Raw genomic sequence first — 23,032 nt, 5'->3', positions numbered from 1 at the left:
ACTGGCGATTACCTCCCCCAGCACAGACGGGCTGGACTGGCCACCGTTCCGGCCCGTCGGCGTCCCGGCTCTCAGCCGCGCAGGTCCGCGGCGACGGCCCGCAGCGACTCCGCGGAGCGCTGCAGCGCCGCGCGCTCGTCGGCGTCGAACGGCGTACCCGCGATCGGGCGCGCGCCGTGCCGACCCAGCACGCACGGCACCGAGAGCGCGACCCCGTCGATCCCGTGCTCGCCGTGGAGTACCGGCGCGACCGGCAGGATCGCGTGCTCGTCGCGCAGTACGGCTTCGACGATACGGGCGCTCGACAGGCCGATCGCATAGTTGGTGGCGCCCTTGCCACGGATCACCGTGTAGGCGGCATCGCGCACGTCCACCGCGATCCTCTCGAGCTCCGCCCGGTCGAAGCCGGTGCCGTCCTCGCCGCGCCACTCGAGGATCGGGACGGTGCCGATGGTCGCCGTGGACCACACCGGGAACTCGCTGTCGCCGTGCTCGCCGACGATCTGCGCGTGCACGCTCGAGGTCGACACCCCGGCGCGCCGAGCGATCTCCCACCTCAGCCGGGAGGAGTCCAGCGCCGTCCCGGAGGCGAAGACGCGCCCGGCGGGCAGGCCGCTGCTCTCGTCGGCCAACAGCGTCAGCACGTCGCACGGATTGGTGACGATGACGTACACCGCGTCGGGCGCGACGTCGAGCAGCTGCGGCATCAGGGTCCCCATGATCCGCGCGTTGGTGGCGGCGAGCTCGATCCGGGTCTGCCCCGGCCGCTGCTTCGCACCGGCGGTGATCACGACGACGTCGCTGTCGGCGGCGACGGCGACGTCGCTGCCTCCGGTGATCTCGCTGCTGCCCGCGAAGAAGGAGCCGTGCGCGAGGTCGAGCACCTCCGCCGAGGTCTTCTCGGGGGCGATGTCGTAGAGGGCGATGTGCCGGGCGCTGCCCCGGATCAGTGCCGCATAGGCGACGCTCGATCCGACGGCTCCGGCTCCGACCACGGTCAGTTTTGAGGTTCCGCTCATGCCGCGAGCGTAGAGGCCCTCGCCGGTGCGCCGACAGGGGGCGCCAAGGTGCGGGACGGACGCTCCGGGGACTGCAACGCCCTGCAACTTCCCCGCTTCCGCCACCGGGACGGCGACGATCAGGGGACGCACCGCGCGCGCCCGACGAGGGCGCGGCGACTCGACGACGAGATCGAAGGAGGATCGCCCCGCCCACCGCCGACGGCATCCGTCGGGCCCGGTTAACCACCGCGTCCTGCCGATCCGTCCGGCCCCCGGTCCGGAGCGCTCCCCTTCACGACAGAACGGAGACAGCATGTCGGAGAAGAACGTCCGCCTCGGGATCATCGGCCTCGGCGCCCAGGGCGGCATGTACGCCGGCCTCCTCCAGGACGGGAAGATCGACGGGATGACGCTCGGCGCGATCGCCGACATCGATCCCGCGAAGAAGGAGCTCGCCGCGGAGAAGCACCCGGGCGTCCCCTTCTACGACGACTACGTGACCCTGCTCGACTCGGGTGACGTGGACGCCGTGGTCACCACCGTCCCCCACTTCCTGCACGCCGAGATGACCATCGCCGCGATCGGCAAGGGCATCCACGCCCTCACCGAGAAGCCCGCGGGCGTGTACACGAAGCAGGTCGAGGAGATGAACGCCTTCGCGGCGGAGCACCCCGAGACCACCTTCGCGATCATGTTCAACCAGCGCACCAACCCCGTCTACAAGGACCTCAAGGCGCTCATCGACTCCGGCGAGCTGGGCAAGCTGCGCCACACCTCGTGGATCATCACCACCTGGTGGCGTCCGCAGGGCTACTACGACCAGTCGGAGTGGCGCGCCACGTGGGGCGGTGAGGGCGGCGGCGTCCTCGTGAACCAGGCTCCCCACCAGCTGGACCTGTGGCAGTGGCTCGCGGGCACCCCGAAGAAGGTCTTCGCGAAGCTGGCCTTCGGCTTCCAGCGCGACATCGCCACCGAGGACGAGGTCAACGCGGTCGTGGACTTCGGCGACGGCGCCACCGGCCACTTCATGACCTCCACCAACGACATCATCGGCACCGACCGCCTGGAGATGCTCTTCGACCAGGGCAAGGTCGTCGTCGACGCCTCGACCAAGGTCACCGTCTACCGCCTTTCCGAGAACGAGCGCGCCCTCAGCGACAAGATGACGATGCAGGATGTCGCCAAGCTGTTCCGCGGCGAGATGGATCCGAGCTCCGTCTACACCGTCGAGGAGAAGACCTACGAGTCGCAGTGGGGTCAGCAGCACATCGCCGTCCTCACCAACTTCGCGGCCCACATCAACGACGGCACCCCGCTGATCGCCGACGGCGCTGAGGGCATCAACGGCGTGCGCCTGGCCTCGGGCATGCAGCTGTCGGCGTGGACCGGCCGCGAGATCGACCTGGTGGACTACCCGGCGGACGAGTACCTCGCCGAGCTGAACCAGCGCATCGAGGCGGAGGGCAAGTTCCCCACCCGCTCCTGAGCGCCCCCGCGACCTCGCGGCACGTCCCGGCGTCGGCCCCGTCGGCGCCGGGGCGTGCCGCACCCGCACCCCACCACCAGCCACGATCCTCGAAGGAGAACACGCCCATGGCCGTCCTCGGACTGCAGCTCATGATGCTCAAGGACCAGATCAACGAGAAGGGGATGTACGAGGTGCTGCGCCAGGTGCGCGAGCTCGACATCGACGCCGTCGAGGTCTCCCAGGTGGAGATGACCGACGAGCTCATCGACGACCTCGTCCGCGGCAAGGCCGACTTCAATGTGGAGACCGCCGCGATGAGCGCCTCGATCGCCCCCGGCGGCAACGGCTTCGCCCTGGAGACCGAGTTCGACCGCGCCGTCGACGCCTGCCGCCGCACCGGCGCCCGCTTCCTGCGCATCGGCATGATGCCCTTCTCGGCGATGGTGTCGAAGGAGGCGACGGAGGCCTGGGCCGCGAGCGTCGAGCCGTACGCCGCCCGCCTGGCGGAGCAGGGCATCACCCTCTGCTACCACAACCACCACGTGGACCTGATCCAGTTCGACGGCGAGCGCATCTTCGACATCGTCCGCCGGGTCGCCCCCTCGCTGCTGTTCGAGGTGGACCTCCACTGGGTCCAGCGCGGCGGCATGGCCCCGCTCGACATGCTCGAGGCCTACGCCGGCGCCTGCAAGCTCATCCACGTCAAGGACTTCCGCGTGGCCCCGATGCCGGCGGAGGCCGTGCAGCGCGTCGAGGCCGGGGAGATGGACATGAAGGAGTTCTACGGCGCCTTCCTGTCCCTCGCCCAGTTCGCCGAGGTGGGCCAGGGCAACATGAACTGGCCCGCCCTCCTGCCGGCCGCCGAGAAGGCCGGGGCCGAGTACTTCCTCATCGAGCAGGACGACACCTACGGCCGTGACCCGTTCGACTGCATCCGGGACTCGCGCGAGTACTTGAAGTCCATCGGGTACTGAGCCCGAGCGGCCGGCGGGATGCCCCGGGGGGGGGGGCGATCTCCCGCACACCCCGCAGAGCGTTTCCACCAGCGCGTATGACGCCAGATGACGGCCGGGTCACAGCATCGGGGCTCGGCCGTCGGTCGTCCCGGGAGGCGGCCTAGAGTCGGGACATGCTGACCGACATCGCGCTCCGTGAGGCCTTCTCCCACGTCCCCCAGGGAGTGGTCCTGGTCGCCGCGGAGATCGACGGGGTCCGGCACGGGCTCGTCGCGTCGACCTTCACGGTCGGGGTGTCCCTGGACCCGCCGTTGGTGTCCGTCGCGGTGCAGCACAGCTCTCGCACCTGGCCGCTGCTGCGCGCGCACGGCCGACTCGGCATCACCGTGCTCGGCGCGAACCAGCGGGGCGTGACCCGGCAGCTCGCGAGTCCGGACCGCGAGCGCCGCTTTGACGGTCTCGACGTGGAGGTCGACGAGGGCGGGGCGCTCGTGCTGCGGGACGCCCCCGTCTGGATGACGGTGACGCTCCACGACGAGATGCGCGCCGGCGACCACGACCTCGCGCTGCTCGAGGTGCTCGCGATCGACAGCTCCCCCGCGGCGGCCGCGATGGTCTTCCACCGGAGTCGCTTCAAGGGGCTCGTCGAGGGCGACATCGCCTGCTGAGCGCTGCCCGCGTCGGACGGCGCGGGATGGCACGATCGCCCCATGGCCACTCGACTGGTGCTGAGCCGACGCGGACGTCTGCTGCGCACCCTCCTCGTCACCGCCGCGGTGCTGCTGCTCGCGGTGCCGCTCGTCGTCGCGCTGACCTCCTCGGAGCCGGATCCCGCGCTCGTCGGGCCGACGGGCACGGTGCTCCCCTCCGCCCCGGCGGCGGATCCGGAGACCACCGCCACCACCGCCGCGGCGGACGTCGAGATGTTCGCCCAGAGCGAGGAGCTGCATCGCTCCGGGACGGTCGGGCCCGGCACCTGGACCGCCGCCGGTGCGAGCTCCGCAGGGCAGGCGACGACGGTCCACACCTATGCGCTGCGCGTCGAGGACGGGATCGGCATCGACGTGCAGGAGGCGGCCGACGAGGTCGAGCGGATCCTCGCCGACGAGCGCGGCTGGGGTCCCGTCGATGACGTCGCCTTCACCCGGGTCGCCGATCCGTCGGCCGCGGAGTTCACCATCTCCGTCGCCTCCCCGACCACGACCGACGAGCTGTGCCTGCCGGCGCGCACGGAGAGCACCTGGTCCTGCCGCAACGACGGCGACGTGGTGCTGAACTCGGACCGCTGGTTGTACATGACCCCCACGTTCACCGATCTGCGGGAGTACCGGGCGTACATGGTCAACCACGAGGTGGGCCACTTCCTCGGCCACGGCCACCCCTCGTGCCCCGGCGAGGGGCAGCCGGCGCCGGTGATGCTGCAGCAGAGCATCGACCTGGACGGCTGCACGCCGAACCCCTGGCCGACGGTCGCCGCCTGAGCGGGATCCTCAGAGCTCCCGCACGGACCCCGATTCGACGTGCCAGCGGCGATCGGTGGAGACGACCTCCAGCATGCGCCGGTCGTGGGTGACCAGAAGCAGGGTGCCGGTGTAGGACTCGAGGGCCTCCTCGAGCTGCTCGATGGCGGGCAGGTCGAGGTGGTTGGTGGGCTCGTCGAGGACGAGCAGGTTCACCCCGCGGCCCTGCAGCAGGGCGAGGGCGGCGCGGGTCCGCTCCCCCGGGGACAGCTCCGCCGCGGCGCGGCCGACGTGATCCGCGCGCAGCGCGAACTTCGCGAGCAGGGTCCGCACCTCGGCGGGGCTGAGCGCGGGTAGCTGGGCCTCGACCGCGGCGAAGAGCGGGAGCGGGGCACCGTCCGGCTCGGTCGCCTCGAGCACGGTGCGGGCCTGGTCGATCTCCCCGATCAGCACCGAGGAGCCGAGGCTCGCCGAGCCCTCGTCCGGGGCGCGGTGCCCCAGCAGGAGGCGCAGCAGGGTCGTCTTGCCGGCGCCGTTGGGGCCGGTGATCCCCACCCGCTCACCGGCGTTCACCTGGAGGGACACGGGCCCGAGGGTGAAGTCGCCCTGGCGCACCACGGCGGCGCCGAGCGTGGAGACGACGGTCGAGGAGCGGGGCGCCTGCCCGATCGTGAACTGGAGCTGCCACTCCTTGCGGGGCTCCTCGACCTCCTCGAGGCGGGCGATCCGGCTCTCCATCTGCCGTACCTTCTGGGCCTGCTTCTCGCTGGACTCGGACTGCGCCCGGCGTCGGATCTTGTCGTTGTCCGGTGACTTCCGCATCGCGTTGCGCACGCCCTGGCTGGACCATTCGCGCTGGGTGCGGGCGCGGGAGACGAGATCCGCCTTGGTCGCGGCGAACTCCTCGTAGGCCTCGCGAGCGTGCCGGCGCACGGTCTCGCGCTCCTCGAGGTAGGCGTCGTAGCCGCCGCCGTAGAGCCGGTGGGAGGACTGCGCGAGATCGAGCTCGAGCACCTCGGTGACGCAGCGGGAGAGGAACTCGCGGTCGTGGCTGACCAGCACCGCCCCGCCGCGCAGGCCGCGTACGAAGGACTCCAGGCGGGCGAGGCCGTCGAGGTCGAGATCGTTCGTGGGCTCGTCGAGCAGCACCAGGTCGAAGCGGCTCAGCAGCAGCGCCGCGAGCCCGACGCGGGCCGCCTGCCCGCCGGAGAGCGCGGTCATGGGGGTGCTCGGGGCGAGGTCGAGCCCGAGCTCCGCGAGGGTCGCGGGGATCCGGTCCTCGAGGTCCGCGGCGCCGACGGCGAGCCAGTGCTCGAGGGCGGCCGCATAGGCGTCGGCGCTCGCGGCGCTCTCGTCGGTAAGCCGTTCGGCGGCGGCGTCCATCCGCGCGGTCGCCGCGGCGCAGCCGGTGCGCCGCGCGAGATGCCCGGCGATGGTCTCGCCCGGCCGGCGCTCGTGCTCCTGCGGGAGGTGGCCGATGACGGCGCTCGGCGGGGACAGCGCGATCGAGCCCGCCTGCGGGCTGTCGAGTCCGGCCAGGAGGCGGAGCAGGGTCGACTTCCCGGCGCCGTTCGCGCCGACGACGCCGATCACGTCCCCGGGGGCGACGGTGAGGTCGACCCCCTCGAACAGGATGCGGTGGCCGTGCCCTCCGGCGAGACCGGAGGCGACGAGGGTCGCGCTCACCGGACCCAGGCCGTGCCCGGCGGGGCGACGAGGGAGAGGATGAGGTCCACGGTGAGGTCCATGGGCCCATCCTCCCACCGTCCGCCCCGCGCCGCCCGGCGCGGGCCTTCCGGAGCGCCGCGGACGCGGGTAGCGTCGGGCCATGAGCAGCTCTGCGATGACCACCCCCGAGAAGGCCCAGGCGCTGAAGGCGCTCCACGAGGCCCCCGAGATCCTCCGCGTCGTGAACGTCTGGGACGCGATCAGCGCCAGCACCGTCGCCGACCTCCCCGGCACCCGCGCGCTCGCGACCGCCGGGCACTCGATCGCGGCGAGCCACGGCTTCGCCGACGGCGAAATCCCCCGCGACGTGGCCCTCGCGGCGATCGCCGAGATCGTCGCCGCGACCGATCTGCCGGTCACCGCGGATCTCGACGCCGGCTTCGGCGATCCGGGCGAGACGGTCCGCCGCGCGATCGGCGCGGGCGTCGTCGGCGCGAACGTCGAGGACCGTCTGGTGCCGCTGCCGCAGGCGGTCCGCGCCGTCGAGGCGATCGTCGCCGCCGGCGAGGCGGAGGGCGTGGACTTCCAGCTCAACGCCCGCACCGACGCGCTCGTGCGCGGCGGGGACCGGCCGATCCAGGAGTCGGTGGCAGACGCGATCGAGCGCGGGCGGGCCTTCCTCGAGGCGGGGGCGAGCCTGGTCTTCGTGCCCGGGATCCTCGACCGCGAGGTGACGCAGCAGCTGGTCGCGGGGATCGGCGAGCGGAAGGTGTCGGTGATCGGCCTGCCGGGGGCGCTGTCCGCCGCGGAGTACGAGGAGCTGGGCGTCGCCCGGATCTCTTACGGGCCGATGACCCAGCGCGTCGCGCTGCGGGCCCTGCGCGACCTGGCGACGGACCTCTATGGGAGCGGCGTGATCCCGGAGGACACCCCGGCGCTGAACTGATCCCGCTACAGGTATCCGGGAAGCCGCATGGACAGGACCTGTCCCTGCCCTACTCTCGGGCCATGATCCGACAGCTCATCGCGCGCCTGTTCTGGGCGGTGTCGCCGTGGCGGCTCGCCGTCGAGCGCGTCCCGGACCGGCCCACGATCTTCGTCGGTGCCCCGCACACCTCCAACTGGGACTTCGTGTACATGCTGGCGATCGGCTGGCGGCTGCGGCTCCGGCTGCGCTGGCTCGGCAAGCACACCCTGTTCACCGGTTGGAAGGGTCCGGTCATGCGCGCCCTCGGCGGGATCCCGGTGGACCGCCGCGACCCCGCCCGGGTGGTCGACGAGGTCATCGCCCTGGTGCACAGCGGGAAGGTGTTCGGGCTGGTCATCACCCCGGACGGTACGCGGGGCGCCCACACCCACTGGAAGTCCGGCTTCTACCGCATCGCCCGGGCGACGGGGCTCCCGCTGACGCTCGGGTACATGGACCGCACCACGATGACCAGCGGCCTGGGCCCGACCTTCGAGGTCACCGGCGACGTCCGCGCGGACATGGACCGCATCCGCGCCTTCTTCGCCGACAAATCCGGCTACCACCCCGAGCTGCGCGTCGAGCCGCGGCTGCGGGAGGAGGATGATTCGAATGCCTGATCGCTCCCGCCCGCTGCGCCGTCTCGGGTTCCTCACCATCGGCCTGTTCGATCCCGCCGATCCCGGCCCGGGGCACGAGGCGACGCTGTCGCTGATCGAGCTCGGCGAGGAGCTCGGCCTCGACAGCGCCTGGCTGCGCCACCGCCACCTGCAGTTCGGGATCTCCTCCCCGATCGCGGTAATGGCCGCGGCGAGCCAGCGCACCTCCCGCATCGAGCTCGGCACCGCGGTGACCCCGCTGGGCTGGGAGAACCCGCTGCGCCTGGCCGAGGACCTCGCGACCGTCGACGTCCTCGCGGGCGGACGGATCAACCCCGGCGTCAGCGTGGGCACCCCGATGCAGTACGACACCGTCCGCCATGCCCTCTACCCGGACACCGCCGAGGTCGAGGACTTCTCGAAGGCGCGCGTGGAGCGCCTCGCACGGCTCCTCGCCGGCGAGCGCGTGCGCGAGCTCGAGGGGAAGCAGGGCGTGGTCGAGGAGTACTCGGCGCGGGTCGAGCCCCACTCCCCCGGGCTGCGCGAGCGGCTCTGGTACGGCGCCGGCTCCCTCGAATCCGCGGTGTGGGCCGGGGAGCACGGGCTGCACCTGCTCTCCTCGAGCGTGATCTTCCCCGGCCCCGACGAGGAGCCGGACTTCGCCGCGGTCCAGGCCGCGCAGATCCGCGCCTTCCGCGCCGCGGGCGGGACCCGCGCCTCCCAGGGCCTCGTCGTGATCCCGACCGACTCGGCGAGCGCGGCGCAGGAGGAGCGCTACCGCGCCTACGTCGCCGAGCGCCTCCCCCGCACCCGCGCCCCTCAGGGACCGCGCGGGATGCTGTTCGCCCCGGACCTGGTCGGCACGAGCGAGGAGATCGCCGAGCAGCTGTGGGCCCACGCGGGCTTCCGCGAGGTCGACGAGGTCGCCTTCGCGCTCCCCTTCAGCTTCGCGCCCGAGGACTACGCGGGGATCCTCACCGACATCGCCACCCGACTCGGACCGGCGCTCGGCTGGACGCCCGCACAGGACTGAACCGCCCCGGGGTCCGGGGCGCCACGGTCAGGACTGTCCGGCTCCCTCCCTCCCGATGGATTCCCATGCCGCGAAGGGTAGCCCTCGGAGCGGACGAGGAGGAGGATGCCCGCATGAGCACCCCGCGCCTTGACGTGCAGACCTGCCTCTGGTTCGACGGCCGCATCGACGAGGCCGCCGACTTCTACGTCTCCCTGATCCCTGACTCGAGGATCCTCGCCCGCACCGCCTATGCGGCCGGCGGCGGCCCGCCCGATGGGCCGGACATGACCGGGCAGGCCCTCACCGTCGACCTGGTCCTCGGTGGCGTCCCGTACACGCTGCTGAACGGCGGCCCCGCCTTCCCGCTCTCCGAGGCGGTCTCGATCGTCCTCACGGTGCAGACCCAGGAGGAGGTGGATCGCCTGTGGGAGGCGCTGATCGCCGACGGCGGCGCCGAGTCCCAGTGCGGCTGGTGCCGCGACCGCTTCGGTCTGTCCTGGCAGGTCGTGCCCGAGCGGCTCAACGAGCTGCTGCGGGGACCCCACGCCGAGGCGGTCACGCGCGAGATGATGACGCAGGTCAAGCTGGACATCGCTCGGCTCGAGGCCGCCGCGGAGTCCTGAGAGGCACGCGCTGGGCGGGGCTCTGAGGTCGACACTGTCGACGCACGAGCCAGAATGAGTCCCGAAATGGTTCGTCAGTCGACACTGTCGACCCCGGCGCGAAGGAAGGTGACCTGATGACGGACCTCCGCGTCGCTCCTGGGCCGGGCGCTCCCCAGGGGGTCGTGATCCCGGAGGCGGAGCTCGTCGAGCGCTTCACCCATGCCTCGGGACCCGGCGGCCAAGGGGTGAACACCGCTGATTCCCGCGTGCAGCTCAGCTGGGACCTCGCCGCGAGCACCGCGCTCACCCCGGAGCAGCGCGAGCGCGCGGTCTCCTCGCTCGGCGAGGTCCTGCGGATCGAGGCGTCCGAGCACCGCTCCCAGCACCGCAACCGGGCCACCGCTCGCGAGCGACTCGCCGCGCGGCTGCGCGAGGCGCTCGCCCCGCCGGTGCCGCGTCGGCCGACGAAGCGCACGCGCGGCTCGCAGCGGCGCCGGCTCGAGGCGAAGACGCAGCGCGGGGCGACCAAGCAGCTGCGCCGTCGTCCGGAGATGTAGAGCCTGGGTCCCGGACGATCTCCTCCCTGGCGGCCCGCGCTCTGCCCATGTCCGCACAGACCGTGTCCTTCACGGAGGTGTCCACCTCGGGCCTCGAGTCCTCCCCCGTCGCCGACTCTCTCGCCGGTCTGCGCGCGAACGAGGCGCGCTACGTCTCGACGAAGTACTCGCACACGTTCGCGACGCTGCCCGCCGCCCAGGCTTCTGCGACCCTCTCCTGGGTCGAGGAGATCCTGCGCTCTGAGCGGGAGATCGTGCTCACGTCTCCGGCGCTCGAGGTGAGCGTCAACGAGGTCGAGGGGATCTTCTGGATGCACGTCTTCTACGCGTCCGGGCTCGCGGTGAACGTGCTGTGGACGCGCGAGGAGGGAGGCAAGCGGGCGGTCGGCGTCAAGCTGTCCGAGGGGATGGATGTCCCGCCGGAGCTGTCGGCCTTCAGGTTCGCGCGGCAGCGCTCGAAGCTCGCCGGGGAGATCCGCGGCTCCTTCTTCGTGATCAAGGGAGAGCATCCGCTGCCCGAGGAGGCATGAGTCGGGGACAGAGCTGAGGTGGCCGGCCGCGATCCCGACCTCCCGAAGCACCTGTGCCAGCAGTCGGGGGTGATGCTCGCCGAGGACTTCGCCCCCTGTTGCTGAAGCCGGTCCCGCTCGGCCTGCCCGTGATGATCATCTGAGCGGTCACGGTCGAGCACTACCCCGACGGCCTCGGGGCTGTCTCGACTTCCTCGGGACGGCCACCTGCGGCGCACCCCGGCCCGGTCCGACGACGCGACGGCCGACCTCGCCCTCAGCCCTCCCCGTCGGCGGGCACGAGCCGCGGCACCAGACGGACCAGCATCACCAGGACGATCAGCTCGACGAGGGTCTGCGTGACCACGGCGAGCGGGGCGAGGTCGTACGCGGCGGGCAGCGCGAGGGCGAGCGGAAGCACCACGAGCGAGTTCCGGGTGACGCCGCTGAGCACGAGCGCGCGCCGGCCCGGGACGTCGAGGCGGGCGAGCCGGCCCGCGAGGAGGCCGAGGACCACCATCGCCGCCGCGAACAGGACGTACACCGGAACCGTGCGCAGCAGGTCGCCGAGGCGGTCGCCGACGCCGGCGATCTGGGAGGCGACGACCACGGCGAGCGTCGCCACCATGAGCGGCACCATCGCATCCTGCATGCCGCCGCCCACCCGACGGGCGAGCGGGCTCCGGCCCGAGGCCCGCCGGGTGAGCGCCGCCGCGAGGAGAGGCAGCACGATCAGGAGCCCGAAGGCCTCGAGGAAGGGCGCGAGGTCGATCGCGCGAGCGAGCTCCTCCCCCGCGAGCAGCCACAGGAAGGCCGGCAGGAGCAGCATCTGGCCGAGCATCAGCAGCGGCGAGGCGGCGACGAGCCGTTCCGCATCTCCGCCCGCGATCCCGCTGAAGACGATGACATAGTCGATGCACGGGGTCAGCAGCACCAGCAGAACGCCGATCAGCAGCGCCCGGTCGTCGGCGACCAGGAGCGAGAGCGGCCAGACGACCAGCGGCAGGAGCACGAAGTTCGTCAACAGCAAGGCCCCGAGGAAGCGTCGGTCGCGCAGCGCCGCGCCGATCCGCTCCAGCGGCAGGCCGAGGAAGGTGGCATAGAGCAGGAGCGCCAGCACCGGCGTGACGGCGCGCTCCGCCCCGGGCGCGATCGCGGGGACGGCGAGGCCGACGACGGCTCCGAGGGCGAGTCCCGCGAGGTAGAACGGGATCTGGTGGCGCTCCATCCGCTCGACGATCGCGCCCATGCCGCTCCTCCTCCGGGCCGGCGGAGGTCGCTCGCCTCCTCCAGCGCCTCGAATCCTGCCGCACGATAGGTCGCGACCGCCGCCGCGTTCGCCGAGGGTGTGGCGACGATCGCGCCGTCCTCGTCGCGCACCTCGTCGGAGCGGGCGCCCCAGCGCGATCCGGTGACCACGATCGCGAAGATCGCGGTGCCGCACAGGAAGGGCTCGGGATTGCGCCACGGGACGGCGACGGGTGGGACGCGCCGGTTCTGCGCGATGTCGTCGCACACGATCCGCAGGGCGATCACGCCCGCTCCCTGCTAGCCGTCCGGCACCTCGACCGCGAGCTCGACCGCCTCCCCCGAGTCGGTGGAAGGCTTCGACGCCCCCGCGGTGAGCAGGGTGATCGGGCCGCTCTCTGATCGTTTCTCGGCCACCATCACCATCCCGCCGATCCTCTCCTCGTGGACAAGGGGCTCGGTGCCGAGCCCGTCGAAGACGTGGTTCGGGAAGGCGGGATGCGCGCTCATCTCCCCAGCCTCGCAGTGCACCGCCGCGACGTGACGGAGTCGACGCATCGGCCGGCTCGGCCAGGCGCTCCGGAGGGGAGTCGAACGCGAGGAGGATCAGCCTCCCCGGACGCCCGCTCGACGAATGCGGGCGACGAGGTCGTCCAGCCATGCACCCACGCTCTGCCGCGCCTCCGGGGTGTCCGGGTACCGGCAACGTAGGTGGATGCCGGAGGTGTCGGTGACGAACCACAGCATCACTCCGTCAGTGCGGATGCCGGCGCTGATGTAGTGGGCGTCCAGGCCCCGGGTGTCGATCGTCACCGGGAGGCGACGCATGTCCAGCCACGACACGGCCAGCATCCCCGCCGCCTCGGGCATGCCGCCCCACGGAGTCATGAGCTCGGAGAGCGGATGGGAGCCGAGCCGCAGCGACTCCTTGATCGCGACGGCGCAGGCCGACGGGTCGGGGTCGCCGGATTCCAGCACCGAGTTCGTGATGAACCAGCCGACGCTGTCGTGCCAGCGCTGCTCGTAGCGGCTGTGCACCGGGAACACGGCTCTCAGAGCCGTGCCCGCGAGCTCCTGGGTGGTGCTCGTCATCGCGGAGATCGTCAGAGCGAGGGTCGAGACCCCCTCCTGCCGCGCCCGCTCGGAGTAGGCCGCCAGCGCGTCGCCGTCGAGCACGTCCCGGACGACCACCCTCTCGGGATGGACCGACGGATCTCCCAGCGGCAGCGGGAAGCGGGGCATCGCACCGCCGCCCGCGTCGATGACCTCGCGCCAGCGTCGATGCACCTCCTCCGGCGCCGCGGGACGGTCCCGGAGAGCCTCCGTGTGCTCGACGAAGGAGGGCACGGGCGCCGGTGCGGGGGACTCGCCGCGCTGGATCCTGTCGAGGGCTGCCAGGAGGTCCCGGACGATGACCAGCATCGACCACATGTCCACGTGGGAGTGGTCGGCGGCGAGCACGAGCGTGGGCCCGTCGGACGTCTCGATCATGCACAGCCGGTGCGAGGGTCGCGAGAGCGGTCGGCAGTGCGCGTCCAGGACGTCCTGCAGCGCGGAGCTCATCGACTGCCCGGGCGCGACCTCGTGCTCGACCCAGGTCCCGGGGCCGTACGTGACCTCGTGCAGCGACGCGGGCGCATCGCCCCGATCGACGAAGACGGTGCGCAAGGTGCCGTGGGCCCGGACCACCACCGTCCACGCGGCGGCGAGCTCGTCACGATCGAGAGGGCCGGGCAGCCGGAAGGCGAGAGCCATCCAGGACCCGGGCCGGTCCCCGAGCTGAACGTGCCGTGCCTGGTCGAAGGAGATCGGCAACGACCGTCCGGGCGCTGACGCCTCGAGCTCGATCCCGAGCAGTGGCCCGAACGGCAGCCGCAGGTGGGAGACGTGCGTGAGCCGCATGGCGCTACTATAGGCGTGACCAGCGCAGATGCAGAGGCGGCGATCACATGCACAGGATCGAGGTCCCCGGAGCGCAGATCGCCTGGGCGTTCAGCGACGAGTCCGGCCCGCCCGTGGTCCAGCTTCACGGGCTCACCTCGAGCCGCTCCCGCGATCGACTGCTGGATCTCGATCTCGGGCGCGGGCTCTCCGACACGCGGCTGCTGCGCTACGACGCGCGCGGGCACGGGCACTCCACCGGCCGTCCGGTCCCGGAGGACTATCTGTGGCCCACCCTCGCCGAGGACCTGCTGCACCTGCTCGAGGTGTGGTTCCCGGGCGAACAGGTGCACGGCGTGGGCCTCTCGATGGGCGCGGGCACGCTGCTGCACGCTGCAGTGCTGGAGCCCGACCGCTTCAGCGGGTTCACCCTGCTGCTCCCACCGACAGCCTGGGCGACGAGAGCGGCGCGGGCCGAGGAGTACCGCAGGGCTGCGACGCTCCTCGAGGCGCACGGCATCGAGCGCATGCTCGCGGCCGACGCCGCGGCCCCGGGCCCGCCGGCGGCAGCAGGCCGCCCCGACACGGTGCCTCACGTCGCGGCGGACCTCCTGCCCGCCGTCTATCGCGGTGCGGCGCTCAGCGACCTCCCGACGCCGGAGCAGATCGCGCGCCTCACGCAGCCGACCACGGTGCTCGCCTGGATCGACGACCCGGGTCACCCGATCTCGACCGCCGAGGCGCTGGTCTCGCTCATGCCGAACGCCGCGCTGCAGGTCGCCTCGACACCCGACGAGGTGCGACGGTGGCCGGCCGTGCTCGCCGCCGACATCGCACGGTCGCCCCTCTCCGCCACGGGACAGTGACCGCAGCCCGCTCCGGCGGACGTGACACGGTGACGCCGAGGAGCCCGATCAGCTCGTCGTCCTCCCCGTCTCCGGGGAGGGGCCTCCGTGTGAGGGTCGATCGGTAGGTCTCATGACGTCGCCGTCGATCGGGTCCTCGCTGTCGAGGGCGAGACCGTGAGGTCCGTACGGGCGGCGGGCCGGCGCCGTCCCCCCGTGCGGATGACCAAGGGGTGACGCGGACCTCGAGGGCGTGATTAGGCTGGAGGGATGGCGACAGTTCTCCTCGTGCGGCACGGCCGCACCACGGCCAATGCGACCGGGCTGCTGGCCGGTCGGACGCCCGGCGTCGGCCTCGATGATCTGGGCCGGGAGCAGGCGGCGCGGACCGGGGACAGGATCGCGGCCGTGCCGGTGGCCCGCGTGGTGTCGAGCCCTCTCGAGCGCTGCCGGGAGACCGCCCGGGCCATCCTCGAGCGGCAGTCGGCCGCCCCGCCCGAGTCGGTCGACGCCGACCTCATCGAGTGCGACTACGGCGCATGGCAGGGCCGCGCGCTGAAGGACCTCGCGACCGAGGAGCTGTGGCGGACCGTGCAGGCCCATCCGTCGGCCGTCACCTTCCCCGGCGGCGAGTCGATGGCCAGGATGCAGGCCCGGGCTGTGGCGGCGATCCGGCGCCACGACGCGGAGGTCGAGTCCGAGCACGGGCCGGGGGCGGTGTGGGTCGCGGTCAGCCACGGCGACCTCCTCAAGGCGATCCTGGCCGATGCGCTCGGCATGCACCTGGACATGTTCCAGCGGCTCGAGGTCGGGCCCGCCTCGGTGTCCATCGTGACCTATGGCGCGAGCAGGCCGAGGGTCCTCGCGACCAACACCGACTCCGGCGAGCTGTCCTGGCTCGCGACGAGAGTCCCGTCGGCCGATGCCGCAGTGGGCGGCGGCGCCGGCACTCCCGCCGCCGACGGCCCGGCGCCTAGGATCAGGACATGACCGACGTGCCCGCCCCTGTCCATGAGTTCGACTGGCCGGACCGCGTCGTCATCGGGACGGTCGGACTCCCCGGATCCCGCACGTTCTACCTCCAGGCGCGCACTGGGCCGCGGATCGTGAGCGTCGCCCTCGAGAAGGAGCAGGCGGCGCTGCTCGCGCAGAAGGTCGACGAGATCCTCGACCGGCTCCGCGAGGTCGAGGGCAACCGCTGGAGCGTGCCCACGAACACTCCCGTCGAGCTCGTCGACAACGATCCGCTCGACACCGTCGAGGAGCAGTTCCGCGCCGGCGCCATCGGCATCGGCTGGGACCCCACCACGGCCCAGGTGATCATCGAGGCGCACCCGCTCCCGGACGGCGGCGAGCTCGACGAGGATCTCGCGGAGGAGCCGCCGGCGCCGGATGCCGAGATGTTGAGGGTGAAGATGCCCGTCGGCACCGCTCGGGCGTTCACCCGGCGCACCCGTGAGGTCGTCGACGCCGGGCGTCCCCTGTGCACGCTCTGCGGCCATCCCATCGACCCCGGTGGCCACACCTGCATCATCCCCGAGTCCTGATGTCCGCTCCGGACCTGGTGACCGACGAGCTGGTGCTCACCGGTCGCCTCACGACCGCGTCCAACGCGACGTTCCTGGGGACCATCGGCGATGCGGTCGTCGTCTACAAGCCCGTTGCGGGCGAGGCCCCGCTCTGGGACTTCCCCGGCGCCACCCTGGCGCGCCGCGAGGTGGCCGCCCACCTCGTCTCCGAGACCGTCGGCTGGGACATCGTGCCGCGCACCTGGCTGCGCGACGGCCCATTCGGCGAGGGGATGGTCCAGCTCTGGCAGGAGCCGGATCCCGATCAGGACGCCGTGGACCTGGTCCCGCTGGACCAGGTGCCCGAGGTGGGCTGGCGGACCGTGCTCGAGGGCGAGGACCAGTCCGGTCGGGCGATCGCCCTCGTCCACGAGGACACCCCCGCGCTGCGACGCATGGCGGTGTTCGACGTGATCGTGAACAACGCCGACCGCAAGGGCGACCACATCCTCGCCATGGCCGACGGGCACCGCCACGGCGTCGACCACGGACTCACCTTCCATCACGAGGACAAGCTGCGCACCGTCCTCTGGGGATGGATCGGAGAGGCGCTGAGCACCGAGGAGCTGGACGGCATCCGGCGTGTCGCCGACGCTCTCGACGACGAGCTCGGCCGAGACCTCGCGGCACTGCTCAACCCCGAGGAGCTCGCGGCGCTCGCCGAGCGCTGCACCCGCCTGCAGGGGGACGGATGCTTCCCGGCCCCGAGCGGGGAGATGCCTGCGGTGCCCTGGCCGCTGTTCTGAAGACACAGAGAGGACACCGGTGACGTGATGACCGAGATGCCGATCCAGGAGGCGCTGGCCGCTGCGCTCGGGACAGAGCGGTCCGAGCAGCTGCAGACAGCGCTCGACAACTACTCGAACCAGCCCAACGCCGTCAAGGGCGCGGCGAAGAGGGAGAGCGACCCCGAGGTCGAGGCGGCGGCGCATGCGGTGTTCGCCGCGGCCTCGCCGGAGGACATCGACCTCGAGCTCGACACGATCGGGATGTGGGGCCTGCTCACGCTCGCGGCGCGGGCGGACGTCACGGTCCTCGACGCGCTGCCCGAGGACCGGAGGGACTCCCCGAAGGTCGCCTCGATCCGGCGGGCGGCGATCAAGCACCAGCGCGCGGGAGCCTGAGCTCGCGGGGGACGGCGAGGCGCATCGGGCCGCACCCTCGTGCACGGCGTGCCATGAGAGCATGGCGCGGTGCTCTCCATCGTGCGCGCAGATTTCGAGGATGCGGCCCTGGCTCGATTCCTCCAGGATCACCTGGACGACATGCGGTCCACCGCGCCCCCTGAGTCCCGGCACGCCTTCGATCTCTCCGCGTTGGATCGCCCGGAGGTCCGCCTGTGGTGCGCACGTCTCGATGCGGAACTCGTGGGCACGGCAGCCCTCGCACGGATCGATGCGGCGCACGAGGAGCTGAAGAGCATGCGCACGGCCCCGCACCGGCGCGGCCAGGGCATCGCGCGGGCCCTGCTGCGCGTGGTGGTCGACGACGCTCGCTCCCGGGGAGTCCGACGGCTCTCGCTCGAGACGGGCTCGATGGAGTTCTTCGCGGGAGCTCGCGCGCTCTACCGCAGCGAGGGGTTCACCCCGTGCGACCCGTTCGCGCACTACTCGCCGGACCCGAACAGCATCTTCCTGACCCGCGCCCTCTGATCCCCCGGGCTGCCGGTGGCAGGGTCTTGTGCTCTGGGGGCACGGGACAGCACCCTGGTGCTCAAGTGCCGCTCGGCGCTCGGTGAGCGAGGGGGATCCCATGTCATTCCAGGCCTATCTGGACACCATCGAGAAGAAGACCGGCCTGACGCCGCGGCAGCTTGTCGAGATCGCACAGGAAAAGGGCCTCGACCAGCCGGGCACGAAGGCCGGCGAGATCCTCGCGTGGCTCAAGGACGATTATGGCCTCGGGCGAGGCCATGGGATGGCACTCGTCCATGTCATCCAGAAGGGCCCCACGATCAGCAGCAAGCACGTCGGGACGGAGGGCGTGCATCGGGATGAGTCGGAGACGCTCTGGCTCGACGGGGCGGCGACCAAGCCCACGAGCTGACGAGCTCCCCCGCCGCGGGACGTCCCCGTCGACCTGCATCACCGCATGCCGAACCGCGCCCTGAGCAGATCCGCGACCTCGTCGGCCGTCCGTTCGCCGGTGTCGACCTCCACGACGGCATCGGTCCACGCGGCATAGTCAGCGCGTCGGCGCTGCACGTCCTCCCAGCTCGGCTCCCCCACGTGCGCGAGGCCCCGGTCCCTGCCCCGAAGCCGTCGACGATGCTCCTGCGCGTCCGAGATCTTCAGGTGCACGAACTCGATCTCCGCACCGGTCCGCGCCGCGGCGGCACGCCAGGTCTGCCGCGCCTCGTCGCTGTCGTTCACGGCATCGACGACGACATCGTGGCCGATCCGGAGGTTCAGCTCGACCATCGCACGCGTCGCCTCGTAGGCCGCGACGCCGACCTCCCACCCCGGCGGCAGTCCACAGGCGAGGATTGCGTCCTCGACCGCGTCGATGGAGAGGTGGACCGAGGCCGTCCGCGCCGCGAGGCTCCCCGCGACGCTCGTCTTGCCGACACCCGGGAGACCGGCGAGCACGACGAGGCGGCCGCTCGGTGGAACCCGGGGATGTGCACTCACCTCTGCGGAACTCACCCGGTGAAGCGTACGCCGACCGACGCGAAACGGCGCCAGAGCCGACAGGGCAAGTCCCACCGACGTCTCTTCGGAAGAGGGAGCGCCCTGCCCACCATCGACACCTACAGGAAGCAGGCGAAGCTGCTGCTCCGCCGGCATCGCGCGGGCAACCATTCGATCGGCGGACGCATCCGGAAGCTCGAGCGCCCTCGCACACTGTCCGACCGCGACGCGCTGGCCCTGCCCCCACGAGGCCCAGGAGATCATCGCCCTCAAGGCAGGGCACTCCAGCTGGGACGAGCTGCCAGCGAGCGCGGACTCCGCCGCTCCCGTCGGCGGTCTGTCGGCGCAGAGAGCGCCCGCGGCACTCGTGAGCACATCGGTGCTGCCGGTCTCCGACGTCGAGCTCGCCGCGGCGTTCTACCGGGACCGGCTCGGCTTCCGCATCGACTGCTCTGCGCACCCCATGAGCTCACCCCCGAGACGCATCCCTCGCGCGTCAGCGGAGATCATGTAACGCATAGCCGTAGGGCTGCTGCGTATCCCACTCTTCGAGATCCTCAAGATATTCGCTGTCGAAGAACTCTCGAAGGGCAACCAGATCTGCCTCAGGGAGTTCCTGCTGGGCGAGGATCTCAATCGAATGATGCTTCACGCATCAACCTTCCACGGATCCACCAGCTCCACGCCGGTGTGCTGGAAGTCCTTCACATTGCGCGTAGCGCAGATCGCTCCGTGCGTCAGGCAGATCGCGGCAATCTGAGCGTCGGCGGTGCTGATCGGCGCTCCCGCACGGTCTCGAGCCACGAGCACATCGGCGTAGCGGTCGGCAGCTGCGTCATCGAACGGAAGCACAGCACGGCCACCCCGATACGGTTCGAGCGCGGCGCCGATGCGCCTGGTCAGCTCATCCTTGCGCCGACCATCCGGCAACCGTCGCATTCCGGCCAACAGTTCCGCGAGCGTGACGGACGTGATCGCGACGTCACCCTCCAGGGACTCGAGCCAGCCCACCACGCGTGGCTCAGGCGACGGTCGAAAGATCTCCGAGATCACGTTCGTGTCGAGAATGATCACTCGAAGTCCACCGCACGTGCGACGTCGTCGCGCTCAGGGATCGGCAGATCTTCGACGCCCCCGACATCCTGCGCGGCAGCTAGCAGAGCGATTCCTATGTGCGGCCTGCGCGCAGCCTTGGTCAGGATGGCGCGCACCTCGGCTTCCATCGACCGGCCGTGCTCCTTCGCCTGCGCGGCGAGTTGCTGTTTCACGGCCTCATCCAGACCGCGAACGATGATGGATGACATCGGCAACCACCTCCTCTGATATCACTCACGATAGCGGTGCAATGAGCAGCCGCACCAGGCGAAGGCACTCCCATGTGACGCCGCGCCGGTCCCCTCATGGCGAGGCAACCGGGGCGATGCTCGGATCAACCATCGAGAGCGCTGGTCACACGTTGAACCGGAACTCCACCGAGTTCCGGTATGGAGCAACCTGTGCGAGCGCACACCTCGTGGACCGCGTTCGGCCATCTCGTCGCAGCCTACGTGCGGCACTCATCCGCATCCACGATGCACAAACATCGAGCACCCCCGGGTTGGTAGGTGGACTGATCTACCTACCAACCGAGAGGTGCTTCCACCCCATTCCGACATCGAGCAATCTCCTCCGCCACTGTCGTTGTGCGGGCCAGCGCTGATGAGCCGCGCCTTCGCGCACCGGCGGTCAGACAACGGTGTGAGCGGACTCGTCGCCCTCCGTTCGAGCGCACACCATGAGCAGGTTCCCGTCAGGATCCCGGAACTGGACGAAGGCCACGCTCCCGATGTCGACGACGTCCGAGGCGAGTTCGGCCCCGAGATCGCGCAAATGCGCCACGACTGCGCCGAGGTCATCGGCCCACCAGAAGAAGCGTGGCGGACCGTCCGGCGTGAACGGCGCGTTCGCGTCCAGAGCAAGGCCGGGACCCGATTCCATCGGGACGTCGACGATCGTGTCGTCATGCGAAGGCAGGGACACCTCCGCACCGAGCAGCCTGCCGTACCAGCCGGCAGAGCGGTGGATGTCCCGCACAGGGATGAAGACTTGGCCGATCTCGCGGCGTATAGGAGTCGTCACCGCTCAATCGTATGGCTACGCGTCTCGCGGATCGGCTCGCAGGGTCGTCATCCAGCTGTCCACCGTCAGGAGCGAACCCGGGAGGACATGGACAAGGGCAGCAACGCGGTGACCAAACGCAGCGGAAGCGCATGACACCACGCGCAACCGGAGGCGATACGGCAGAACGAAACTCCACCAAGTTCCGGCACGGAGCAGCCTCTGGAGAGAAACCACCGCGTCGGGTGGGCGGCCCGCGGGCACCGCGGACAGCCCACCCCGGACCGCGACGCTCTCGAGGTCACGACTCCCGCAGCGCACGGCGGAGGCGAGGAATGATCTCGACGGCGATGACCGTCACCGTGCAGAAGAGCCCCAGACCGAGGATCAGCCAGCCGATCCACCATGCATCATCCTCGTCCACCACACGCGCGCCGACGCCGCTTTTCCCTGGGAACACCCAGCCGACGGTGTACGCCGGGTCCAGCAGCAGGACCAGCCCCCATCCGATGAGCATGAACCACACCGCACACGACGCCACCTGCGCGACCAGCATCGGCGTCACCGCGGACCGCGGCAGAAGCAGCAGAGCAGGCGCCGTCGAACCCACCGACGTCAGAGCAGCACAGGCAACGAACACGCCCCAGATGCCCCAGGACCAGGGCATCGCGCACCCGCCGACCGCCAGCGCCGCCGTGGCAGCGACGATCGCCCAGTGCTTCCTGGCGAGACGCAGCTGCATCCGCCTCGATCGCCCGGGGATCACTCACGCACCGCCGTCCGTCAAGATGTCAGACGCTGAATCGGAACTCCACCGGGTTACGTCACGGAGAACCACCTGCGGGTTCACCGTCACTCCGAGAGCATCGCGACGGGAACGAAGCGCGGAGCCGGGTCTGATCGCAATCGCCCGTAGGTATCGACATCGATCCTCTCGCCGTCCACCAGGAACTTCTCCCGCTCGGTACCTTCCGGGACGAACCCTGCCCTCATGGCCACAGCACCCGAGGCCGGATTGTTGACGCGATGCCCAAGCTCGAGACGATCCAGCCCGCGTTCTGTCAGCGCCCAGTCCGCGATGGTCGCCGCAGACCGACTCATCCAGCCACGACCTCGCGCTGACGACGTCATCCAGTACCAGAACCAGCCACTGCGGTTCGCCTCGTCGACGGTGACGCAGACGAGACCGATCACCTCGTCGCATTCGACCAGTGCCCAGGCCTCGTGCGGCGAGTCGTCCGCGATCAGGCGGTTCACGTAGGCCTCCGCGGCGGCGAGGGTGGTCACCTCGCCCTGCCGCGCCATGTCCGTATTCGAGGTGAACGCCGCGAGCACAGCCGGAGCATCCGTACCCCGCAGTCGACGCAGCCACACTGACAGCACAGTGCTCACGCGACCTGCAGCGGGGTGATCGCCGCAACCTTGTCACGCAGCACGCGACGCTCGAGCCGCAGCGCGTAGTTCGACTGCAGGTTCATCCAGAACTCCTCGGACGTGCCGAAGTAGCGCGCCAGCCGGATCGCCGTATCAGCGGTGATCCCCCGCTTGCCGTGCACGATCTCGTTGATCCGCCGCGGCGGCACCCCGATGGACACGGCGAGCTTGTTCTGCGTGATCCCGAAGCCCTCGATGAAGTCCTCCATCTGGATATCCCCCGGGTGGATCGGCTCGATCAGGTCGGCCTCAGTGGTAGTCGACGAGTTCGACATCTTCTGCACCTCCGTTTCTCCAGACGAAGCAAACACGCCATTGCGCATTCACGCGGATGCTGTGCTGACCACGTCGGTCACCGACGAGCCGCTCCAAGCGGTTCCCCGGCGGGACCCGGAGGTCCTCGACTTCCTTCGCTGCATTGATCAACTCGAGCTTCCGCAGCGTCGCCCGTTGCACTGTTCGATCGACGCGCTTGACGTACTGCTCATGCCAGATGCGCTCGGTGTCCTTGCTGCCGAACGACT

The 23,032-nt window shown here is 71.0% G+C and carries 32 protein-coding genes; 18 read left to right on the top strand and 14 right to left on the bottom strand.

The window, feature by feature from the left end; genetic code table 11:
* Positions 1 to 71: 71 nt before the first annotated feature.
* Positions 72 to 1,019: an L-lactate dehydrogenase gene (locus V1258_RS07795; protein ID WP_329749100.1), complete on the bottom strand. Its 948-nt coding sequence runs from the start codon at positions 1,017 to 1,019 to the stop codon at positions 72 to 74.
* 295 nt (positions 1,020 to 1,314) lie between these two features.
* Here V1258_RS07795 and V1258_RS07790 point away from each other — a divergent pair, with 295 nt between their 5' ends.
* From V1258_RS07790 to V1258_RS07775, 4 genes are all read left to right on the top strand, one after another.
* The gene (locus tag V1258_RS07790; protein ID WP_329749099.1) at positions 1,315 to 2,487 is read left to right on the top strand and encodes a Gfo/Idh/MocA family protein; all 1,173 of its coding nucleotides are present in this window, start codon (positions 1,315 to 1,317) and stop codon (positions 2,485 to 2,487) included.
* Positions 2,488 to 2,594: 107 nt separating this feature from the next.
* A complete protein-coding gene (locus tag V1258_RS07785) occupies positions 2,595 to 3,443 on the top strand; it encodes a sugar phosphate isomerase/epimerase family protein (protein ID WP_329749098.1) in 849 nt (282 codons plus the stop codon).
* Between the two features lie 155 nt (positions 3,444 to 3,598).
* Entirely contained in the window at positions 3,599 to 4,093 is a 495-nt protein-coding gene (locus V1258_RS07780) for a flavin reductase family protein (protein ID WP_329749097.1), read from the top strand.
* A 42-nt stretch (positions 4,094 to 4,135) separates the two neighbouring features.
* The gene (locus V1258_RS07775; protein ID WP_329749096.1) at positions 4,136 to 4,906 is read left to right on the top strand and encodes a DUF3152 domain-containing protein; all 771 of its coding nucleotides are present in this window, start codon (positions 4,136 to 4,138) and stop codon (positions 4,904 to 4,906) included.
* Between the two features lie 9 nt (positions 4,907 to 4,915).
* Here V1258_RS07775 and V1258_RS07770 read toward each other — a convergent pair whose 3' ends face one another.
* Entirely contained in the window at positions 4,916 to 6,571 is a 1,656-nt protein-coding gene (locus V1258_RS07770) for an ABC-F family ATP-binding cassette domain-containing protein (protein WP_329749095.1), read from the bottom strand.
* A gap of 142 nt (positions 6,572 to 6,713) precedes the next feature.
* On the opposite strand from V1258_RS07770, the gene V1258_RS07765 reads away from it, so the two are divergent.
* The 6 genes from V1258_RS07765 to V1258_RS07740 all read left to right on the top strand — a co-directional run bounded on the left by V1258_RS07765 (position 6,714) and on the right by V1258_RS07740 (position 10,826).
* A complete protein-coding gene (locus V1258_RS07765) occupies positions 6,714 to 7,499 on the top strand; it encodes an isocitrate lyase/PEP mutase family protein (protein WP_442878589.1) in 786 nt (261 codons plus the stop codon).
* Positions 7,500 to 7,561: 62 nt separating this feature from the next.
* Positions 7,562 to 8,140 (top strand): 1-acyl-sn-glycerol-3-phosphate acyltransferase, encoded by a 579-nt coding sequence (locus V1258_RS07760; RefSeq protein ID WP_329749094.1) that lies wholly within the window; start codon positions 7,562 to 7,564, stop codon positions 8,138 to 8,140.
* Positions 8,133 to 9,152 carry an LLM class flavin-dependent oxidoreductase gene (locus V1258_RS07755; RefSeq protein ID WP_329749093.1) on the top strand — a complete coding sequence of 340 codons (1,020 nt, stop codon included), beginning with the start codon at positions 8,133 to 8,135 and terminating at the stop codon, positions 9,150 to 9,152. The genes V1258_RS07760 and V1258_RS07755 overlap by 8 nt, the downstream gene beginning before the upstream one ends.
* Before the next feature lie 113 nt (positions 9,153 to 9,265).
* Positions 9,266 to 9,757 carry a VOC family protein gene (locus tag V1258_RS07750; RefSeq protein ID WP_329749092.1) on the top strand — a complete coding sequence of 164 codons (492 nt, stop codon included), beginning with the start codon at positions 9,266 to 9,268 and terminating at the stop codon, positions 9,755 to 9,757.
* 116 nt (positions 9,758 to 9,873) lie between these two features.
* Positions 9,874 to 10,296: an alternative ribosome rescue aminoacyl-tRNA hydrolase ArfB gene (gene arfB, locus V1258_RS07745; RefSeq protein WP_329749091.1), complete on the top strand. Its 423-nt coding sequence runs from the start codon at positions 9,874 to 9,876 to the stop codon at positions 10,294 to 10,296.
* Between the two features lie 47 nt (positions 10,297 to 10,343).
* On the top strand, positions 10,344 to 10,826 hold the full coding sequence (locus V1258_RS07740; RefSeq protein WP_329749090.1) for a phage tail protein: 483 nt from the start codon (positions 10,344 to 10,346) through the stop codon (positions 10,824 to 10,826).
* Between the two features lie 256 nt (positions 10,827 to 11,082).
* Here the strand turns inward: V1258_RS07740 and V1258_RS07735 are convergent, their stop codons facing one another.
* The 3 genes from V1258_RS07735 to V1258_RS07725 form a co-directional block, all read right to left on the bottom strand.
* Positions 11,083 to 12,054 (bottom strand): arsenic resistance protein, encoded by a 972-nt coding sequence (locus tag V1258_RS07735; protein WP_329749089.1) that lies wholly within the window; start codon positions 12,052 to 12,054, stop codon positions 11,083 to 11,085.
* Between the two features lie 299 nt (positions 12,055 to 12,353).
* Complete coding sequence (locus V1258_RS07730) at positions 12,354 to 12,563, bottom strand: hypothetical protein (RefSeq protein WP_329749088.1); 210 nt, start codon at positions 12,561 to 12,563, stop codon at positions 12,354 to 12,356.
* A gap of 96 nt (positions 12,564 to 12,659) precedes the next feature.
* Positions 12,660 to 13,955, bottom strand: a complete 1,296-nt coding sequence (locus tag V1258_RS07725; RefSeq protein WP_329749087.1) for a condensation domain-containing protein — start codon at positions 13,953 to 13,955, stop codon at positions 12,660 to 12,662.
* A gap of 47 nt (positions 13,956 to 14,002) precedes the next feature.
* Between V1258_RS07725 and V1258_RS07720 the strand changes: the two genes are divergently transcribed.
* From V1258_RS07720 to V1258_RS07690, 7 genes are all read left to right on the top strand, one after another.
* Positions 14,003 to 14,800 carry an alpha/beta fold hydrolase gene (locus V1258_RS07720; RefSeq protein ID WP_329749086.1) on the top strand — a complete coding sequence of 266 codons (798 nt, stop codon included), beginning with the start codon at positions 14,003 to 14,005 and terminating at the stop codon, positions 14,798 to 14,800.
* A gap of 249 nt (positions 14,801 to 15,049) precedes the next feature.
* Positions 15,050 to 15,769, top strand: coding sequence for a histidine phosphatase family protein (locus tag V1258_RS07715; RefSeq protein ID WP_329749085.1), 720 nt, complete (start codon positions 15,050 to 15,052; stop codon positions 15,767 to 15,769).
* Complete coding sequence (locus V1258_RS07710; RefSeq protein WP_329749084.1) at positions 15,766 to 16,326, top strand: DUF3090 domain-containing protein; 561 nt, start codon at positions 15,766 to 15,768, stop codon at positions 16,324 to 16,326. Before V1258_RS07715 ends, V1258_RS07710 begins: the two co-directional genes overlap by 4 nt.
* Entirely contained in the window at positions 16,326 to 17,093 is a 768-nt protein-coding gene (locus V1258_RS07705) for an SCO1664 family protein (protein ID WP_329749083.1), read from the top strand. The genes V1258_RS07710 and V1258_RS07705 overlap by 1 nt, the downstream gene beginning before the upstream one ends.
* Before the next feature lie 27 nt (positions 17,094 to 17,120).
* Complete coding sequence (locus V1258_RS07700) at positions 17,121 to 17,471, top strand: hypothetical protein (protein WP_329749082.1); 351 nt, start codon at positions 17,121 to 17,123, stop codon at positions 17,469 to 17,471.
* Between the two features lie 69 nt (positions 17,472 to 17,540).
* A complete protein-coding gene (locus V1258_RS07695; protein WP_329749081.1) occupies positions 17,541 to 17,999 on the top strand; it encodes a GNAT family N-acetyltransferase in 459 nt (152 codons plus the stop codon).
* 100 nt (positions 18,000 to 18,099) lie between these two features.
* The gene (locus tag V1258_RS07690; protein WP_329749080.1) at positions 18,100 to 18,393 is read left to right on the top strand and encodes a DUF4287 domain-containing protein; all 294 of its coding nucleotides are present in this window, start codon (positions 18,100 to 18,102) and stop codon (positions 18,391 to 18,393) included.
* A 38-nt stretch (positions 18,394 to 18,431) separates the two neighbouring features.
* On the opposite strand, the gene V1258_RS07685 is transcribed toward V1258_RS07690, so the two are convergent.
* Positions 18,432 to 18,992, bottom strand: a complete 561-nt coding sequence (locus tag V1258_RS07685; protein ID WP_329749079.1) for an AAA family ATPase — start codon at positions 18,990 to 18,992, stop codon at positions 18,432 to 18,434.
* Between the two features lie 352 nt (positions 18,993 to 19,344).
* Here V1258_RS07685 and V1258_RS15245 point away from each other — a divergent pair, with 352 nt between their 5' ends.
* Positions 19,345 to 19,491, top strand: coding sequence for a hypothetical protein (locus tag V1258_RS15245; protein WP_442878588.1), 147 nt, complete (start codon positions 19,345 to 19,347; stop codon positions 19,489 to 19,491).
* Here the strand turns inward: V1258_RS15245 and V1258_RS07680 are convergent.
* The 8 genes from V1258_RS07680 to V1258_RS07645 form a co-directional block, all read right to left on the bottom strand.
* Complete coding sequence (locus V1258_RS07680; protein ID WP_329749078.1) at positions 19,474 to 19,629, bottom strand: hypothetical protein; 156 nt, start codon at positions 19,627 to 19,629, stop codon at positions 19,474 to 19,476. The two genes, V1258_RS15245 and V1258_RS07680, sit on opposite strands and share 18 nt — an antisense overlap.
* On the bottom strand, positions 19,626 to 20,051 hold the full coding sequence (locus V1258_RS07675) for a type II toxin-antitoxin system VapC family toxin (RefSeq protein ID WP_329749077.1): 426 nt from the start codon (positions 20,049 to 20,051) through the stop codon (positions 19,626 to 19,628). Before V1258_RS07675 ends, V1258_RS07680 begins: the two co-directional genes overlap by 4 nt.
* On the bottom strand, positions 20,048 to 20,281 hold the full coding sequence (locus tag V1258_RS07670) for a FitA-like ribbon-helix-helix domain-containing protein (protein WP_329749076.1): 234 nt from the start codon (positions 20,279 to 20,281) through the stop codon (positions 20,048 to 20,050). Before V1258_RS07670 ends, V1258_RS07675 begins: the two co-directional genes overlap by 4 nt.
* Positions 20,282 to 20,702: 421 nt before the next feature.
* Positions 20,703 to 21,095, bottom strand: a complete 393-nt coding sequence (locus V1258_RS07665) for a VOC family protein (protein ID WP_329749075.1) — start codon at positions 21,093 to 21,095, stop codon at positions 20,703 to 20,705.
* Positions 21,096 to 21,375: 280 nt separating this feature from the next.
* Positions 21,376 to 21,816: a hypothetical protein gene (locus V1258_RS07660; protein ID WP_329749074.1), complete on the bottom strand. Its 441-nt coding sequence runs from the start codon at positions 21,814 to 21,816 to the stop codon at positions 21,376 to 21,378.
* 110 nt (positions 21,817 to 21,926) lie between these two features.
* Entirely contained in the window at positions 21,927 to 22,466 is a 540-nt protein-coding gene (locus tag V1258_RS07655) for a GNAT family N-acetyltransferase (protein WP_329749073.1), read from the bottom strand.
* Positions 22,463 to 22,783 (bottom strand): HigA family addiction module antitoxin, encoded by a 321-nt coding sequence (locus tag V1258_RS07650; RefSeq protein WP_329749072.1) that lies wholly within the window; start codon positions 22,781 to 22,783, stop codon positions 22,463 to 22,465. Before V1258_RS07650 ends, V1258_RS07655 begins: the two co-directional genes overlap by 4 nt.
* Complete coding sequence (locus tag V1258_RS07645) at positions 22,758 to 22,964, bottom strand: type II toxin-antitoxin system RelE/ParE family toxin (protein ID WP_442878587.1); 207 nt, start codon at positions 22,962 to 22,964, stop codon at positions 22,758 to 22,760. Before V1258_RS07645 ends, V1258_RS07650 begins: the two co-directional genes overlap by 26 nt.
* Positions 22,965 to 23,032 lie beyond the last annotated feature (68 nt).

The sequence above is a fragment of the Brachybacterium sp. J153 genome, assembly GCF_036311905.1.
Taxonomy (GTDB): Bacteria; Actinomycetota; Actinomycetes; order Actinomycetales; family Dermabacteraceae; genus Brachybacterium.
The sequence above is the reverse complement of the archived record's forward strand: the minus strand, read 5'-3'. Positions and strand labels throughout refer to the sequence as shown.